Here is a 15781-nt window from a genome sequence, read left to right as displayed (position 1 = left end):
CCGGGAATAAATCAAAAAATTCGAAATATCGTTCACAATGAGATCGGAGAAGCGGCCGCGATCCAGCATCTAAAGCTCATTCTCAGAGATGCCGAATTGCAACCGGGAGCGCTTGACAACAGATTTTCTAACCTTCTTCTAGCAGATATACTGGCGCTTCCATCATGACACAGAGCAGATCATCATTTGATATTGTTCTAACCATTCTGCAATCAGGACTGAGCTCACTAAAAGATCTTGCCGTTCTGTCAGGTAGAGATTCCTTTACTTTCTATCGAGATGCCGACCTTCGGAATCTAGACCTCTCGAACCAAGATCTTTCTGGTCTGGATTTTCGAGGCACAGATATGAGAGGAAGCGCACTAAAAAACTCTACGATAGATCGTGGGGCGCTTAACAATACAAAAATTGATATTGAATATAGCTTTCTTAAAGATGAATATGATACAACAATGGAAGACTTCTCAACAATTTTCAACAGCTCCATTTATTGCTTCTGTAAATTCAGGGAAGGATTTCTTGACAGGGCATTCAAATTTATTTCCATGCCATTTTCTGACTTCTGCGGAAAGTATAAATTTAGCGAAGGAGCCCTAAGAAAGGCGCGTCGAGGTGATCCAGTTACTACAAACACGTGTCTGACAATCAGCAACGGAATAATAAAGGAAATACGTGATAGGTTTGGTACGGAAAAAAGAATAACTGATAGCTGCGACATAACAATTGGACATTTTCCATATAAGAATATGTGGAAGAGATTGGAAAGATTGGAGTATATAGAGCTTTCCTATATGGCTGAACGGGTAAATATCGTTTTCGAGGTAGAGGGTCCATATTTGCTAGGGTCAGGACCCATTAATTCCACGATCGAGGCGTCGAAATGGCGAAGATATCGGGTTCGGGCGGGTGCAGCGGGTAGCATCGCTACTCGCAAGGCCGCGCGGGCCTGAGATCGAAGCCATTTCGGCGTCCCTGCGGGATTTGACCGATTTTGCCCATGGCGTCGTCGAAAAGTCTCGAAATATCGACATATTCCTTCGCCTTTTCTCCTCGCCCTGAGCAAAATCGCTTCAAACCTCGAACGCGGAATTAATGGGTCCTGACCCTAGACTGGAGCAGGGGGCCCGATACTATAAAATGGCAATTTAGGCATTATGTCGCAGAGAGGCCGCTTGGCCTTTTCGAGTCATCATGACACTTCCATGACACTCCCTGTCACAAACACGTCACACAAAACCCCCAAATGGCCCTCAGCGAGTCGCCGCGGGGGTGGCGGCTTGGTTCGGTAACGACCCCCGACAGGATCATTTCATGGTGAAGAAATTTGCCCGCACCACCGGCCTGCTCGCCTGCGCCGCGACCGCCGCGCTGGCGCTTTCGGCGTGTCAGGATCAGGCGTCCTCGGGCGGCGCCGCGCGCGATTATATCAGCGCCGTCGGCTCCTCGACCGTCTATCCCTTTGCCACTGCGGTCGGCGAAAAATTCGCCGAAGCGACGGGCAACAAGACGCCGAAGATCGATTCGACCGGCACCGGCGGTGGCTTCGAACGCTTTTGCCAGGGCGTCGGCGGCGACACCCCCGACATCTCGAACGCCTCGCGCCGGATGAAGAAGAAGGAATTCGACACCTGCGTCAAGAATGGCGTCAAGGACATCGTCGAAATCCAGGTCGGCATCGACGGCATCGCGCTGGGCGAAGCGCAGCGCGGCCCCGGCTTCAAGCTGACCGAGGAAGATGTCTATAAGGCGCTCGCGGCGAACCCCTATGGCAAGCCGAACACCGCCAAGACGTGGAAAGACGTCAACCCGGCGCTGCCCGCGGTCGGCATTTCGGTCTTCGGCCCGCCGTCGACCAGCGGCACCTATGACGCGTTCAAGGAACTGATCATGGGCAAGGGCTGCGACGCCGACCCCGCGATGAAGGCGCTGAAGGACAGCGACAAGGACAAGCATGAAGCGGTGTGCACCGGCCTGCGCGGCGCGCCCTTCTATGTCGAACAGGGCGAGAATGATAATCTGATCATCTCGAAGCTCGACAAGAATCCCGACAGCCTGGGCATCTTCGGCTTTTCGTACCTCGATGCGAACAAGGACAAGATCAAGGCGGTTCCGGTGCAGGGCGTCAGCCCGACCTATGACACGATCGCCGGTGGCAGCTATCCCGGCGCGCGCCCGCTGTTCATCTATATCAAGAAGGCGCATGTCGGCGTGATCCCCGGCCTGGCCGAATATGTCGCCGAATTCCTGAAGGGTGCGGCGAAGGACGGCTATCTGGCCGCCAAGGGCCTGGTGATCTCGCCCCCCGACGTGTCGGCGAAGGCCGCCGCCGCGGCGAAGGACATGACGCCGCTCGACGGTTCGGAGCTTAAATAATCTCCCCCGCCGGCGGCCGGGACGCGGGGGGCCACATCCCCCTGCCCCGGCCGCCGCTTTTTGGGTCGCTCCCATCCCGTTCGTGTCGAGCGAAGTCGAGACACCCGTCGGGTCAGCGCATGGTCGAGGGGCATCTCGACTTCGCTCGATGCGAACGGACCAGAATGCGGGCGGATCGGAAATTATGACGCCGAGTCATCAAATTGCCACGCGCGGCCGCTTTGGGTTGCGGCGGGCCAGACGATAACGGGGACGATGTGACTTTCAACGCCGCCGCCTTATTGCTCCTGATCGGGGGGCTTGCGCTGATCGGCTGGCTGGCCGGCCGCGCGCGCTCGGCGCTGCTCGCGGGCCGCGCGGGCACCCGGCTGCATTCGCGGCCGCAATATCATGGCTGGTATGTCGCGCTGTGGCTGTTCGCGCCCGCCGCGATCTTCCTCGCCGTCTGGTCGAGCATGTCGCCGGCGCTGATCACCAACGCCGTGCTCGCCAGCCCCGAGGCGCAGAGCCTGCCCGCCTTCGGCTTCGAACGCGGCGCGATGCTGTCCGACGCGCGCGCCGTCGCGCAGGGCAAGCAGGCGGCGGTGCGCATCGCCGAGGCGGCACCGCTCGTAAAACCCTATGCCGATGCGACGCACCGCTATGCGTGGATCGGCATCGCGGCGATGCTCGCGCTGGCGCTCGCCGGCGGGCTTTATGCCTTTACGCGGATCAAGCCCGATTTCCGGGCGCGGACGCGGGTCGAGCGGATCGTGATGGCGCTGCTGCTCATCGCCTCGCTCGTCGCGATCCTGACGACCTTCGGCATCGTGCTGTCGCTGCTCTTCGAATCGATCCGCTTCTTCCGCCTCGTCCCCGCGACCGAGCTTTTGTTCGGCACCTATTGGAACCCGCAGAGCGGCGCGCCGCAGCCCGGCACCTTCGGCGGCATCCCGCTGTTCTGGGGCACGGTGCTGATCGGCGCGATCATCGCGATGATCGTCGCGATCCCGATCGGCATGATGACCGCGGTCTACCTCACCCAATATGCGGCGCCGACGGTGCGCAAATGGGTGAAGCCGTGCCTCGAGATACTGGCGGGCGTGCCGACGGTCGTTTACGGCTATTTCGCGGCGCTGACCGTTGCGCCGGCGCTGCGCAATTTCGCGGTGATGCTCGGCGTACCGAATGCGAGCACCGAAAGCGCGCTCGCCGCGGGTATCGTGATGGGCGTGATGATCATCCCCTTCGTCTCGTCGATGGCCGATGACAGCATCAACGCGGTGCCGCAGGCGATGCGCGACGGCAGCCTCGCGCTCGGCGCGACGCCGAACGAGACGATCCGCCAGGTGCTGATCCCCGCCGCGCTGCCGGGCGTGATGGGCGGCATCTTGCTCGCGGTCAGCCGCGCGATCGGCGAAACGATGATCGTGGTGATGGCCGCGGGCCTCTCCGCCAACCTTACCGCCAACCCCTTCGCCAGCGTCACCACGGTGACGGCGCAGATCGTCAAGCTGCTGACCGGCGACCAGGAATTCGACAGCGCCAAGACGCTCGCGGCCTTCGCGCTCGGCCTCGTGCTGTTCATTGTTACGCTGATGCTCAACATCGTCGCCCTCCGCATCGTCAAAAAGTATCGCGAAGCTTATGAATAGAGACACCGCCCCGACCGACTGGAAAGGCGCGGCGATGCAAAAGCGCATCGCGGGCCGCTACGCCGCCGAGCGCCGGTTCAAGGCGATGGGGCTGGGCGCGGTGCTGCTGTCGGGCTTTTTCCTCGCCTTCCTGCTGTTCGTGATGGTCGGCAATGGCGCGCGCGGCTTTACCTACACCCATGTCGCGGTGCCGATCGACTTCAAGGCGATGCCGCTGACGGTCGACAAGGCGCGGCTGTCCGACGCCGACGCCGATCAGGTGATCGCCAACGCCGGGCTCGCCGACATCGTCGCCTTTGCCGCCGACGAGGCGCTGGGCAAGGACGGATCGCAGCTGATCAGCGAAAATGCGTGGAAGGAAGTCCGCACCCGGATCAAGGCCGATCCCGAACTGCTCGACGGCAAGTCGCTGTTCGAACTCCCCGCATCGAGCGCGGTCGACATCGCGGCCAAGGAAGGCGCGAAGGGCGCGCTGGGCGAACGGGTCGATGCGCTCGAAAAGGAAGGCAAGCTGTCGACGGGCTTTCACACGCCCTTCTTCAAAAATGCCGACGCGACCGATCCTGCCGTCGCGGGGATCTGGGGGGCGCTCAAGGGATCATTGATGACGATCTTCATCGCCTTTCTGATCGCCTTTCCAACGGGCGTGCTCGCGGCGCTCTATCTGGAAGAATATGCGCCGAAGAACCGCTGGACCGACCTGATCGAAGTGTCGATCAACAACCTGGCCGCGGTGCCCTCGATCATCTTCGGCCTGCTCGCGCTCGCGGTGTTCATCAACTGGTTCGGCCTCTGCCAAGCCAGCCCGCTCGTCGGCGGGCTGACGCTGGCGCTGATGACAATGCCGGTGATCGTCATCGCCAGCCGCAACGCGATCAAGTCGGTGCCGCCCTCGATCCGCGACGCCGCATTGGGCGTCGGAGCCAGTCCCGTGCAGGTGGTGTTCCACCATGTCCTGCCGCTCGCCCTGCCCGGCATCCTGACCGGCACGATCATCGGCATGGCGCGCGCGCTGGGCGAGACGGCGCCGCTGCTGCTTGTCGGGATGCGCGCCTTTATCGGCGACGTTCCGGGCGGCCTCTGCTCGCCCTCGACGGTGCTGCCGATGCAGATTTTCCTCTGGTCGGACGAGGTCGATCGCGGCTTCGTCGAAAAGACCTCGGCGGCGATCATCGTGCTGCTGTTCGTGCTGCTGTCGATGAACGCGCTTGCCATCTATCTCCGTAACAAGTTCGAAAAACGCTGGTGAAAATGAGCTCCCTGACCATGACCAACGACGATCTGATCATCGCCGATCCCAAGATGCGCGCCGAGGGCGTCAACGTCTTCTATGGCGACAAGCAGGCGATCAAGGACGTGTCGATCGACGTCGGCACCGACCTCGTCACCGCCTTCATCGGCCCCTCGGGCTGCGGTAAGTCGACCTTTCTGCGGTCGCTCAACCGCATGAACGACACCGTCGCCAGCGCGCGCGTCACCGGCAGAATCGAACTCGACGGCGAAGATATCTACGCGCCGTCGATGGACGTTGTGCAGTTGCGCGCGCGCGTCGGCATGGTGTTCCAGAAACCGAACCCCTTTCCCAAGTCGATCTATGACAATGTCGCCTATGGTTCGCGCATCCACGGGCTTGCCGCGAACAAGGCCGACCTCGACGTCATCGTCGAGCGCGCGCTGACCCGCGCCGGCCTGTGGGACGAGGTCAAGGACCGGCTGGGTGAAAGCGGCACCGCGCTGTCGGGCGGCCAGCAGCAGCGCCTGTGCATCGCGCGCGCGATCGCGGTCGACCCCGAAGTCATCCTGATGGACGAGCCCTGCTCGGCGCTCGACCCGATCGCGACCGCCAAGATCGAGGAGCTGATCCACGAACTGCGCGGCAAATATGCTATCGTGATCGTCACGCACAATATGCAGCAGGCGGCCCGCGTGTCGCAGCGCACCGCCTTTTTCCACCTCGGGACGCTGGTCGAATACGGGAAGACGACCGACATCTTCACCAACCCGAAGCAGGAACGCACCAAGGATTATATCACCGGCCGCTACGGTTAAGGCGCGGGCGAAGAAGGACAGGAACGAGAACGATGGCAGTTGTGAACGATCATACGGTCAAGGCGTTCGACGAGGACATCAATCGCCTCCGCGGCCTGATCAGCGAAATGGGCGGGCGCGCCGAACAGGCGCTCCTCCAGGCAATGACCGCGCTCAGCAAGGGCGACCTCGCCCTCGCGGCGCAGGTGGTGGAGGGCGACAAGAAGATCGACGCGCTCGAAGCCGAAGTCGAACAGCTCACGGTGCAGACGATCGCGCTCCGCGCCCCGATGGCCGACGATCTGCGCGAGATGATCGCGGCGCTCAAGATCGTGTCGGTCGTCGAACGGATCGGCGACTATGCGAAGAACATCGCCAAGCGCGTTGCGCTGATGGACCAGACGCGATCGATCGAATCGATCCCGGTGCTGATGTCGATGTCGGCCATCGTCGCCGAGCTGATCCACGACGCGCTCGACAGCTTCGCGGCGCGCGACGCCGACCTCGCAGTGCGGGTCACGGTGCGCGACAAGAATGTCGACGATTTCTACAACAGCATCTTCCGCACGCTCGTCACCTTCATGATGGAAAATCCGAAATATATTACCGAGAGCGCGCATCTGCTGTTCGTCGCCAAGAATCTGGAACGCATGGGCGACCATGCGACCAACATCGCCGAGATGGTTTATTATGTCGTCACCGGTGAGCGGATGGAGGAGCGCGAACGCGGCGAAACGCCCGAAGACAGCGCGACGGCGGAGAAGGAGCAAGGCTGATGCCGCAGCCCGACCTGCTGCTGATCGAGGATGACGAGGCGATCGCCGAACTCATCGTCTGGCATTTCGCCCGCGAAGGTTTTTCGGTCCGCCAGACCCCCGACGGCGAGCAAGCGCTCGTCCTCGTCGAGGAACGCGTGCCCGACATCGTCCTGCTCGACTGGATGATCGAAAGCCTGCCGGGGATCGAGGTGTGCCGCCGCCTGCGCCGCAACCCGAAATCGGCGAATGTGCCGATCATCATGCTGACCGCGCGCGGCGAGGAAGAGGACCGCATCCGCGGCCTCGAAACCGGTGCCGATGATTATGTCACCAAACCGTTCAGCCCGCGCGAACTGGTGGCGCGCGTTTCCGCGGTGCTGCGCCGCCTGCGCCCGGCGCTGGCCGGCGAGATCCTGGCCTATGCCGACATCGAACTCGATTCGGTGGCGCACAAGGTGGTCCGCGGCGGTCAGGTGGTGAGCATGGGGCCGACCGAATTTCGCCTGCTGCGCCACTTCATGGAGCATCCCGGCCGCGTCTTTTCGCGCGGACAATTGCTCGACAGCGTATGGGGCCAGGACAGCGACATCGAACTGCGCACCGTCGACGTCCATATCCGGCGGCTGCGCAAGGCGATCAATCTGCCCGGCACCGCCGACATCATCCGGACCGTGCGCTCCGCAGGCTACGCACTCGACGCGGGGAAAAGCGTCTGATCGGGCAGAAGATTCGCTTGCGGGGCGGCTCTGCGGATGTCGGCTAGCGATCGATCGTAGACATCTTCTTCATCGTCATCCCGAACTTGATCCGGGATCCATTCACGCAGCGTCGGAATAATGGATCCCGGATCAAGTCCGGGATGACGAAAGTATGGAAGTCCCGCTTCGATGTTGTGTACCCCGGCGAAGGCCGGGGTCCAGGGCTTTACCGCACCAACGGCGGCTTTTGACACTCTGGCCCCCGGCTTTTGCCGGGGAACACGAGCAGTTAGCGGCAACGGCGGCTAACCACCCCCATCCCGCTCATTCGTTCGATGCCGAACATTCGCGAAAGCGGACGTTCGATCAGGTTGGAACTTGTCCACGCGCCTTAGCTACCCGAAGCTGGCGTCCCGTCAACAGCGGCATTTCGGTTTCGCCGCCGGCTTCGGCGCGGTCGTCGCGAATTCGGCGCGGGTCAGGTCGCCCGACTTGTCGGCGTCGGCCCCGGCAAAGCGGTCGCTCGTCGCCGCCGCCCATTCCTCGAAGCTGAGCAGATTGTCGCCATTCTTGTCGAGCTTGCGAAAGGCGGCGCTGCGCGTCGCCATCATCTCGACGCGGCTGATCCGATCGTTGCGGTCGCGGTCATAGCGGTTGAACCGGCGCTCCTCGCGCGATTCGGCCTTGGCGGCAGGCAAGGCGGGCGGCGCGGTACCGCGCTTCGGCGCATCGGGGCCCGCGACCGGCAGCGCGGCAAGCCGCGGCGGCGGGGCCGGCACGACATCCTCTGCGGCAATCTGGCTATAGCCTTTCCACAGGAACACACCGCCCGTCAGCAGCAGCGCGCTCGCCACGCCGCCGAGCAGAAATCGCGAAGTCGCCATCACGCCCCCTTCATGCCCACCTTCGTCGGCCATCGATCCGGTCCGCTTGCCTGCCTATCACGCGACCGCAACGCATATAATCGACAAAGCCACTCGAAATCGCCGATCCGATAGCTATATTCGATCAATGCAATATTACCTGCCCTCGCTCAAGCAGATGCAATATCTCGTCGCGCTGCACGAGCACGGTCATTTCGGCCGCGCCGCCGATGCCTGCAACGTCACCCAGTCGACGCTGTCGGCGGGCATCCGCGAGCTGGAAACCCTGCTCGGCCAGACCCTCGTCGAACGCACCCGCCGCGTCGTCCGCTTTACCGGGCTCGGCGACGCGATCGTCGAAAAGGCGCACCGCGTGCTGCGCGAGGCGGAGGAGCTTGCCGACATGGCCGCCGCCGCCTCGGCACCGCTCGTCGGCGAATTGCGGATGAGCGTGATCCCGACGATCGCGCCCTTCCTGCTGCCCGACCTGTTGCCGCGGCTGCGCAAGGAACGCCCGTCGCTCAAGCTGTTCCTGCGCGAAGAACCCAGCGCGCAGGCGTGCGAATCGCTCCACCACGGCCAGGTCGATTGCGTGCTGCTCGCCTTGCCCTACGCCTGCGGCGATGTGGAGAGCGAGGCGCTGTTCGACGACGCGCTGTTCGTCGCCTTCCCCGGCGACCAGTCGGAGGATCTTCCCGCGATGGTCAGCGCCGACCAGATCGACCCCGCGCAGATGTTGATGCTCGAGGACGGCCACTGCCTGAAGGACCACGCCCTCGCCGCCTGCAACCGCCCCGAACTGCGCGCGGGCGCACGCATGATGGGCACCTCGCTCCACACGCTCGTCCAGATGGTCGACAACGGGCTGGGCATCACGATGTTGCCGCAGATGGCGATCGAGGCGGGTATCCTCGACCACACCGACATCGACACCCGCCCGCTCGATTCCGACCACGACTGGCGCACCATCGCCCTCGTCTGGCGCAAGGGCAGCCCGCGCGCCGACGAATTCCGCATGCTCGCCGACATTTTCCGCAAACACCGGGCGAATTGACCGGCCGATCGGGACTGCCGCCAGAGCGCGCAGCGGCAATGCCGCCCGACCGACAACATTGCTATCCCAATCGTCATCCCGGACTTGATCCGGGATCCATTCACGCAGCGTCGGAATAATGGATCCCGGATCAAGTCCGGGATGACGAGGGTATGAAAGTCCCGCGCTAATATTGTGTACCCCGGCGAAAGCCGGGGTCCAGGGGCTTACAGCACCAACAGCCGCTTTTGACGCTCTGGACCGAATGACCGGAATCGACCGATTGCAGACGGAACAGCGATCGTGCAAATGTCGCGTGACAGCACTAGAATTTGGATTGCGGGTGTGGATATCCGAAAAATAGTAAGGAAGTGGGCGGAAAGGGAGGAAACATTCCTCCGGCACCAATTTCACGGAAAGACGATGAGGGATCGCTTTCGTGGCCTACGCCGTTCAGAACGCAACGAAGCCAAATTACTTGTATTGGCGACGATACCAGCAGTCCTAATTGGTCCATTCATCGGTAAGTGGTCCGACGCGTCGGTCGTCGGAAAAGCGATATGGGGTGCAACCGCGCTTTGGATGCTCAGCATTTTACTTGTTGGCGGCTATTTCCTGTTTCGAGCTATCGTGCGAGCTTCACGAAAACCAATTGACTGAGGTTCGACGTCCGCTTTCCACCCCAAAGCCGCCGGTCGCTGGGAATCTAGTTCGAAATGACAGGTGCGACCGATTGCGGACGTTGAATTTCATGGATACAAAAAGCAGATGCTCCCGCGCTTCCTAATCGTTGCAGTCTTGCTTGTTGGAGGCTGCGGTCCGAGCCATGTCGTGCTAACCGAAGGCTCGTGCGTATCGCCCAAAATCGGCGATACAGTCGAAGGCTTAGCCACATTGCACTCTTATGCGGGCACTGGCTGCATTGAGTGCGGATCATATCTTACGCAGACAGGCTGCCAAGGCCGCATCGGCTTTCGAAACGCAACACGGGAAGCGGATAAAGCCTACGATGATATTACCCAACGTTTGGCAGGCGAGCCGTCCATCGGTCCGATAGAACGTCAGGTTTTCGTGAAGGGTGAAGTCATTCCGGATGGCGCAGATGGGAAGCCATTGCTGAATGCCACATCGATTAGAGGCGCCCAACGGCACTAACATCTGCCACCTGAAAGCTGCGCGCGGTAAAGCCCCCGCTCCCTAATCCCACCCCTCCGCGCGCTCCTGATCGGCGGTGCGCGGTTCGACCCAGCGGGCGGCGCCATCAGCCAGCGTCTCGCGCTTCCACAGCATGACGTCGGTCTTCAGCCGGTCGATCAGAAAGGTGCAGGCGGCGAGCGCTTCGGCGCGGTGCGGGCTGCTGGCGAGGACGAGCACGATCGTCTCGCCCGGCGCCATCGCGCCGACGCGGTGGATCAGCGTCAGCGCCGGCAGGCGCCAGCGGTCGGCGGCGGCATGCGCCAGGTCGGCGAGGCCGCGCTCGGTCATTTGGGGGTGATGTTCGAGGAACAATTGGGTCACGCCGTCGTCGCCGCGCACCCGGCCGACGAAGCTTGCGGTCGCGCCGTGCCCGCCCGCGTCGTGGCGGTCGGTCTCGGTCGCAAAGTCGATCGCCGCGTCCTGAACGACGACGCGGATCACCCGCCCGTTACCGGCGGGAACAGCGCGACGTCGCGGGCGCCGGCGAGCGCCGCGTCATTGCCCATCATCTGGCCGTCGATCGCGACGCGAATCCGCGCCGGTTCGGCAAAGGCCCGCGCGCCGCGGTCGTCGCGCGCGGCGAGCCATGCGATCAGGTCGGACGCGGTCGCGACATCGGCGGGCGGTTCGACCTGCTCCTCACCGCATCCCATGCGTTCGCGCACCCAGGCGAAATAGGCGAGCTGCAGCGCCACCGGCGTCAATCCATATGCTTCAGGCCGACGCGCAGATAATCCCAGCCGGTGATCATCGTCAGCACCGCCGCGCCCCACAGGGTCGCCAGGCCGACGCTGCGGACCCATTCCATCGCGGGCAAAGCGCCCGCCAGGATCAGCGCGCCGAACGAGACAAGCTGAAAGGTCGTCTTCCATTTTGCGAGCCGCGTGACCGGCATCGACACCTGCAAGGTCGCGAGGAATTCGCGCAGCCCCGACACGATGATCTCGCGCAGCAGGATGACGAGCGCAGCGATGACATGAACGCCGGTGATGTCGCGCGTGAAGACGAGCAGCAGGATTACCGCCGCGATCATGATCTTGTCGGCGATGGGATCGAGGAAGGCGCCGAGCCGCGACACGGTGCCGCGCGCGCGCGCGACATAGCCGTCGAAATAGTCGGTGATGCCCATCAGGCAATAGAGGACGAAGGCCAGCGCATAATAGAGCGGCGCCGGCTGGTGCGTCCCCTCGCGCGCGCCCGGCCACAGCAGCGCCAGCAGGATCGGAACCGTCAGAATGCGCGAAAGCGTCAAGATGTTCGGTAGGCTGAGCATGACCCCTGATCGCGCGAAAGTTCCAAAATGGGCTTTGACCGTCCAAGCCCTAACCGATAAGCCCCCCGTGCGACAACCGAATTGCCCCTTTGGCGCGGCCGGGTCGCTATGTCGGACTGCAATGATGGAATTTCAATGACCGGATCCTTTGCGCTTTTGAAGCAACGCCGGTTCCTTCCCCTGTTCGTCACGCAATTGCTCGGCGCGTTCAACGACAATCTGTTCAAGAATGCGATGGTGCTGTTCGTCGTCTACGGCGTCTTCAACGACGAAGCGTCCGAAACGCTGTTCAGCGCGGTCGCAACGGGGCTGTTCATCCTGCCCTTCTTCCTCCTCTCGGCGCTCGCCGGGCAGCTTGCCGACACGCGCGACAAGGCGATGATCATCCGCATCGTCAAATTCTGCGAAATCCTCATCATGGCGGTCGGCGGCGCCGGGCTGGTCCTCGCGTGGATGGGCTGGGCGGTGCATCTGGTCGCCATCCCGCTGATGATGCTCGCGCTGTTTTCGATGGGCATCCACTCGACCTTCTTCGGCCCGATCAAATATGCGATCCTGCCGCAGCATCTGCACAGCGACGAGGTGCTGGGCGGCACCGGGCTGGTCGAGGCCGGAACCTATATCGCGATCCTCGCAGGGACGATCCTCGCCGGCATCATCGACGTCGAATGGGCGGCGCTCGGCGTCGTGCTCGTCGCCTTCGTCGGCTATTGGACCGGGCGCAAGGTGCCGCCCGCGCCGCCGCAGCACGAGGAGACGGGGATCGACTGGCACATCGTCCGCTCGTCGATCGCGCTGGTGCGCGGCACGATGCACATCAAGCGGCTCTATCTCGCGATCCTGTCGATCAGCTTCTTCTGGACGATCGGCGCGGTGCTGTTCATCCAGTTCCCGCCGCTGGTGAAGAATATCCTCCACGCCGACAAGAGCGTCGCGAGCCTGTTCCTCGCGGTCTTCTCGATCGGCATCGCGATCGGCTCGGTCGCGGTCAACCGGTTGCTCAAGGGCGAGGTATCGGCGCGCTACAGCCCGGCGAGCGTCGTCGTGATGGGCGCGTTCGTCGTCGCCTTCTATTTCGTCTGCCGCAACTGGGAACAGGATCCCGCCGGCACGCTCTATGGCATTGGCGGCTTTCTGCACCACGCCGACGTCATCCCGCTGCTCGCCAGCCTGATGGGCATCGCGATCAGCGGCGGGATGTTCGTCGTGCCGCTCTATGCCTTCCTGACCACCACCGTGCCCAAGGACCAGACCGCGCGCACCGTCGCCGCGAACAATATCGTCAATTCGGGCGCGATGGTCGCGGGCTCGCTGCTCGCCATCGGGCTCGGCTTCGCGGGCGTCGGCGTCGTCGATCAATTGTTGATGAGCGCGGTCATGTGCCTGATCTCGGCGTGGCTGGCGGTCAAGCTCCACCGCGCCTGCGACTGACCGCCGCCACCCGCCGTCCTCTTCCGCCTCAGCGCTCCCCCGCCGCCAGCCGCGCGCGCAGCGCCGCGAGTTCGCGCGGTGGCAAGGGGGCGAGCGCCGCCGCGGGCTTGCCCTTGCGCAGCCGGGCGCGATCCTTGTCGGACGGTTCGACGCGCCGCACGCGCACCGGCACCACGCCCTGGCGGTGCGCGCCGAGCGCTTCCGCGGCCTCTTTCGACAGGTCGATGATGCGCCCGCCGCCGGCGAACGGCCCGCGGTCGTTGACGCGCACGACGATCCGCCGCCCGCTGTCGAGCGCCGTCACCTCGACATAGGTCGGCAGCGGCAGCGTGGTATGCGCGGCGGTGATCCATCCGGGACGGAATTTCTCGCCATTCGCGGTGCGGTTTCCCGATTCGCTGCCGTACCAGCTCGCATAGCCGACGGCGTCATAGGCGGGCGCGGCGGCGGGGACATAGGTCGTTCCGCGCACCACATAGGGTTTGCCGATCCGCACCGGCGTATCGGCCACCGGGCGATATTGGCCGCCCGCGCAGGCGGACAGCGCCAGCATGGCAAGCCCCGCCCCCGCCGCGCGCAGCATCGCCTATCCCATCACCCACTGGCGCCGCGCATAGCCCTGCGCCCACAAAATCGCGGTCAGGTCGTGGTGGCGGATCGCCGCGTCGGCGGCGGCGGCGGCGGCGGGATGTGGGTGATAACCGATCCCGAGCCCGGCCGAGGTGATCATCGGAATATCGTTCGCGCCGTCGCCGACCGCCAGCGTGTCGCCCAGCGCCAGCCCGCGCGCCGCGGCCTCGGCGCGCAGCGTTTCGAGCTTGGCCGAGCTGTCGACGATCGGTTCGGTAACCTTGCCGGTCAGCTTGCCGCCGGCGATCTCCAACTCGTTCGCAACCACCTTGTCGAAACCGATCGCTTCGGCGACCGGCGCGGCAAAGGGCAGGAAACCGCCCGACACCAGCACCGACCAGGCGCCATGCGCCTTCATCGTCTGGACCAGCGTGCGCGCGCCGCGGGTCAGTCTGACCCGCTCCGCCCGGCATTCGGCGATCGTCGCCTCGGCCATGCCGCCGAGCAGCCCGACGCGCTCGATCAGCGCGGCGCGAAAATCGAGCTCGCCGCGCATCGCGCGTTCGGTGATCGCGGCGATCTGCGGCTTGATCCCGGCATAGTCCGCCAGCTCGTCGATGCATTCGACGGTGATCATCGTCGAATCCATGTCGGCGATGATCAACTTCTTCGTCCGGTCGCCAAGCGGCTGGACGACGACGTCGAGCGCGCCATGGTCCATTTTCGCCAGTTCGGCGCGCGCGCTGACCAGACTGCCCTGAAAGAAGATGTCGGCGGCGTCGCCCTGATCGATCCAGTGCGGCGCGCCCACCTCATGTCCTGTCGCATCGAGGCGGTCGATCGCTTCGCGGACCACCTCGCCCGTCAGCTTCCCGGCTGCTATCAGCGTTGCAACGAACATGGCATCTCCTTCTTCTTCCTTCACGCACCGTCCACCGGTGGCGCTTATCGCTGGCCCCACCGCCAGCGGCAAGAGCGCATTGGCGGTCGCCCTCGCCCAGGCGCTCGGCGACGCAGAGGTCGTCAACGCCGACGCGAGTCAGGTTTATGCGGACATCCCCCTCCTCTCGGCACGGCCGGACGCGGCGGAGATGGCCGGCATCCCGCATCGCCTCTTCGGTCATGTCGATGGCGGGTCCGCCCACAATGCGGCGCGTTGGGCCGAAGAAGCGCGCCGCACCCTGTCCCACGCGCACGCCGCGGGGAAGGTTCCCATCCTCGTCGGCGGCACCGGCCTCTATCTGCGCACGCTGCTCGACGGCATCGCCCCGGTGCCCGAAATCGACCCGGATATTCGTGAAGCGGTGCGCGCGCTGCCCGTCGCCGACGCTTATGCCGCGCTCGCCGAAGCCGATCCCGCCGCTGTCGCCCGGCTCAATCCGGCCGACACGACCCGCATCGCGCGCGCGCTCGAGGTGGTGCGCGCGACCGGCCGGACGCTCGCCGCGTGGCAACAGGACCGCGGCGGCGGCATAGCCGGGGACATCACGCTGGTGCCGCTCATCCTGTTGCCGCCGCGCGACTGGCTGCGCGAGCGCTGCGACACCCGCCTTGAGCGCATGTTCGACGGCGGCGCGATCGAAGAGGTGAGCGCGCTGCTCGCGCGCCGGCTCGACCCCGATCTCCCCGTCATGCGCGCGATCGGCGTGCCGCAGGTTGCGGCGCATGTCCGCGGCGAAAGCAGCCGCGAGGCGGCGCTCGAGGCGGCGCAGGCGGCGACCCGCCAATATGCGAAGCGGCAATATACCTGGTTCCGCCACCAGCCCCCCGCCGGATGGTCGCGCCACGAAGAGTCATTATCCGTCGATTCAATCAATCAAATAGCAATATTATTACGTGATAGACTGTTGACAGGATAGAATCATATACCTATTGCCCGCTGCCTGCTGCGGCGCAACAAGGCCGCGGGCAGGCTGCGTCCAG

At 63.7% G+C, this 15781-nt stretch carries 16 protein-coding genes; 10 read left to right on the top strand and 6 right to left on the bottom strand.

What is annotated here, in order from left to right:
* Window positions 1-164: 164 nt before the first annotated feature.
* The 7 genes from STE01S_RS19895 (at window position 165) to phoB (ending at window position 7509) form a co-directional block, all read left to right on the top strand.
* A complete protein-coding gene (locus STE01S_RS19895) occupies window positions 165-950 on the top strand; it encodes a pentapeptide repeat-containing protein (RefSeq protein WP_082813432.1) in 786 nt (261 codons plus the stop codon).
* A 361-nt stretch (window positions 951-1311) separates the two neighbouring features.
* The gene (locus STE01S_RS18580) at window positions 1312-2373 is read left to right on the top strand and encodes a substrate-binding domain-containing protein (protein ID WP_003039071.1); all 1062 of its coding nucleotides are present in this window, start codon (window positions 1312-1314) and stop codon (window positions 2371-2373) included.
* Window positions 2374-2630: 257 nt separating this feature from the next.
* Complete coding sequence (gene pstC / locus STE01S_RS18575; RefSeq protein WP_062770607.1) at window positions 2631-4007, top strand: phosphate ABC transporter permease subunit PstC; 1377 nt, start codon at window positions 2631-2633, stop codon at window positions 4005-4007.
* A complete protein-coding gene (pstA, locus tag STE01S_RS18570; protein WP_058812039.1) occupies window positions 4000-5256 on the top strand; it encodes a phosphate ABC transporter permease PstA in 1257 nt (418 codons plus the stop codon). Before pstC ends, pstA begins: the two co-directional genes overlap by 8 nt.
* Window positions 5257-5273: 17 nt before the next feature.
* Window positions 5274-6056: a phosphate ABC transporter ATP-binding protein PstB gene (gene pstB, locus STE01S_RS18565; RefSeq protein WP_058812153.1), complete on the top strand. Its 783-nt coding sequence runs from the start codon at window positions 5274-5276 to the stop codon at window positions 6054-6056.
* 41 nt (window positions 6057-6097) lie between these two features.
* Complete coding sequence (gene phoU, locus STE01S_RS18560; protein WP_003039083.1) at window positions 6098-6811, top strand: phosphate signaling complex protein PhoU; 714 nt, start codon at window positions 6098-6100, stop codon at window positions 6809-6811.
* Window positions 6811-7509, top strand: coding sequence for a phosphate regulon transcriptional regulator PhoB (gene phoB, locus STE01S_RS18555; RefSeq protein ID WP_003039086.1), 699 nt, complete (start codon window positions 6811-6813; stop codon window positions 7507-7509). The genes phoU and phoB overlap by 1 nt, the downstream gene beginning before the upstream one ends.
* A 398-nt stretch (window positions 7510-7907) precedes the next feature.
* Here phoB and STE01S_RS18550 read toward each other — a convergent pair whose 3' ends face one another.
* Complete coding sequence (locus tag STE01S_RS18550; protein WP_062770613.1) at window positions 7908-8375, bottom strand: EF-hand domain-containing protein; 468 nt, start codon at window positions 8373-8375, stop codon at window positions 7908-7910.
* A gap of 127 nt (window positions 8376-8502) precedes the next feature.
* Between STE01S_RS18550 and STE01S_RS18545 the strand changes: the two genes are divergently transcribed.
* A complete protein-coding gene (locus STE01S_RS18545; RefSeq protein ID WP_003050383.1) occupies window positions 8503-9408 on the top strand; it encodes a hydrogen peroxide-inducible genes activator in 906 nt (301 codons plus the stop codon).
* A 1176-nt stretch (window positions 9409-10584) separates the two neighbouring features.
* On the opposite strand, the gene STE01S_RS18540 is transcribed toward STE01S_RS18545, so the two are convergent.
* From STE01S_RS18540 to pgsA, 3 genes are read right to left on the bottom strand one after another with little or no spacing between them, the layout of a single operon-like run.
* Entirely contained in the window at window positions 10585-11025 is a 441-nt protein-coding gene (locus STE01S_RS18540; RefSeq protein WP_062770604.1) for a molybdenum cofactor biosynthesis protein MoaE, read from the bottom strand.
* Window positions 11022-11279 (bottom strand): MoaD/ThiS family protein, encoded by a 258-nt coding sequence (locus STE01S_RS18535; RefSeq protein WP_196795423.1) that lies wholly within the window; start codon window positions 11277-11279, stop codon window positions 11022-11024. Before STE01S_RS18535 ends, STE01S_RS18540 begins: the two co-directional genes overlap by 4 nt.
* A 5-nt stretch (window positions 11280-11284) precedes the next feature.
* Complete coding sequence (gene pgsA, locus STE01S_RS18530) at window positions 11285-11857, bottom strand: CDP-diacylglycerol--glycerol-3-phosphate 3-phosphatidyltransferase (RefSeq protein ID WP_058813430.1); 573 nt, start codon at window positions 11855-11857, stop codon at window positions 11285-11287.
* Window positions 11858-11992: 135 nt separating this feature from the next.
* On the opposite strand from pgsA, the gene STE01S_RS18525 reads away from it, so the two are divergent.
* A complete protein-coding gene (locus STE01S_RS18525) occupies window positions 11993-13288 on the top strand; it encodes an MFS transporter (protein ID WP_062770601.1) in 1296 nt (431 codons plus the stop codon).
* Between the two features lie 28 nt (window positions 13289-13316).
* On the opposite strand, the gene STE01S_RS18520 is transcribed toward STE01S_RS18525, so the two are convergent.
* Both STE01S_RS18520 and serB read right to left on the bottom strand, forming a co-directional pair.
* On the bottom strand, window positions 13317-13871 hold the full coding sequence (locus STE01S_RS18520) for a septal ring lytic transglycosylase RlpA family protein (protein ID WP_062770598.1): 555 nt from the start codon (window positions 13869-13871) through the stop codon (window positions 13317-13319).
* Between the two features lie 3 nt (window positions 13872-13874).
* Window positions 13875-14759 carry a phosphoserine phosphatase SerB gene (gene serB, locus STE01S_RS18515; RefSeq protein WP_062770595.1) on the bottom strand — a complete coding sequence of 295 codons (885 nt, stop codon included), beginning with the start codon at window positions 14757-14759 and terminating at the stop codon, window positions 13875-13877.
* Here serB and miaA point away from each other — a divergent pair.
* Window positions 14758-15717, top strand: a complete 960-nt coding sequence (gene miaA, locus STE01S_RS18510) for a tRNA (adenosine(37)-N6)-dimethylallyltransferase MiaA (RefSeq protein ID WP_062770592.1) — start codon at window positions 14758-14760, stop codon at window positions 15715-15717. The two genes, serB and miaA, sit on opposite strands and share 2 nt — an antisense overlap.
* Window positions 15718-15781: the final 64 nt, after the last annotated feature.

Origin of the sequence: Sphingopyxis terrae subsp. terrae NBRC 15098 (assembly GCF_001598815.1) — a bacterium.
Lineage (GTDB): Bacteria > Pseudomonadota > Alphaproteobacteria > Sphingomonadales > Sphingomonadaceae > Sphingopyxis > Sphingopyxis terrae.
This window is presented reverse-complemented; position numbering and strand designations above follow the sequence as displayed.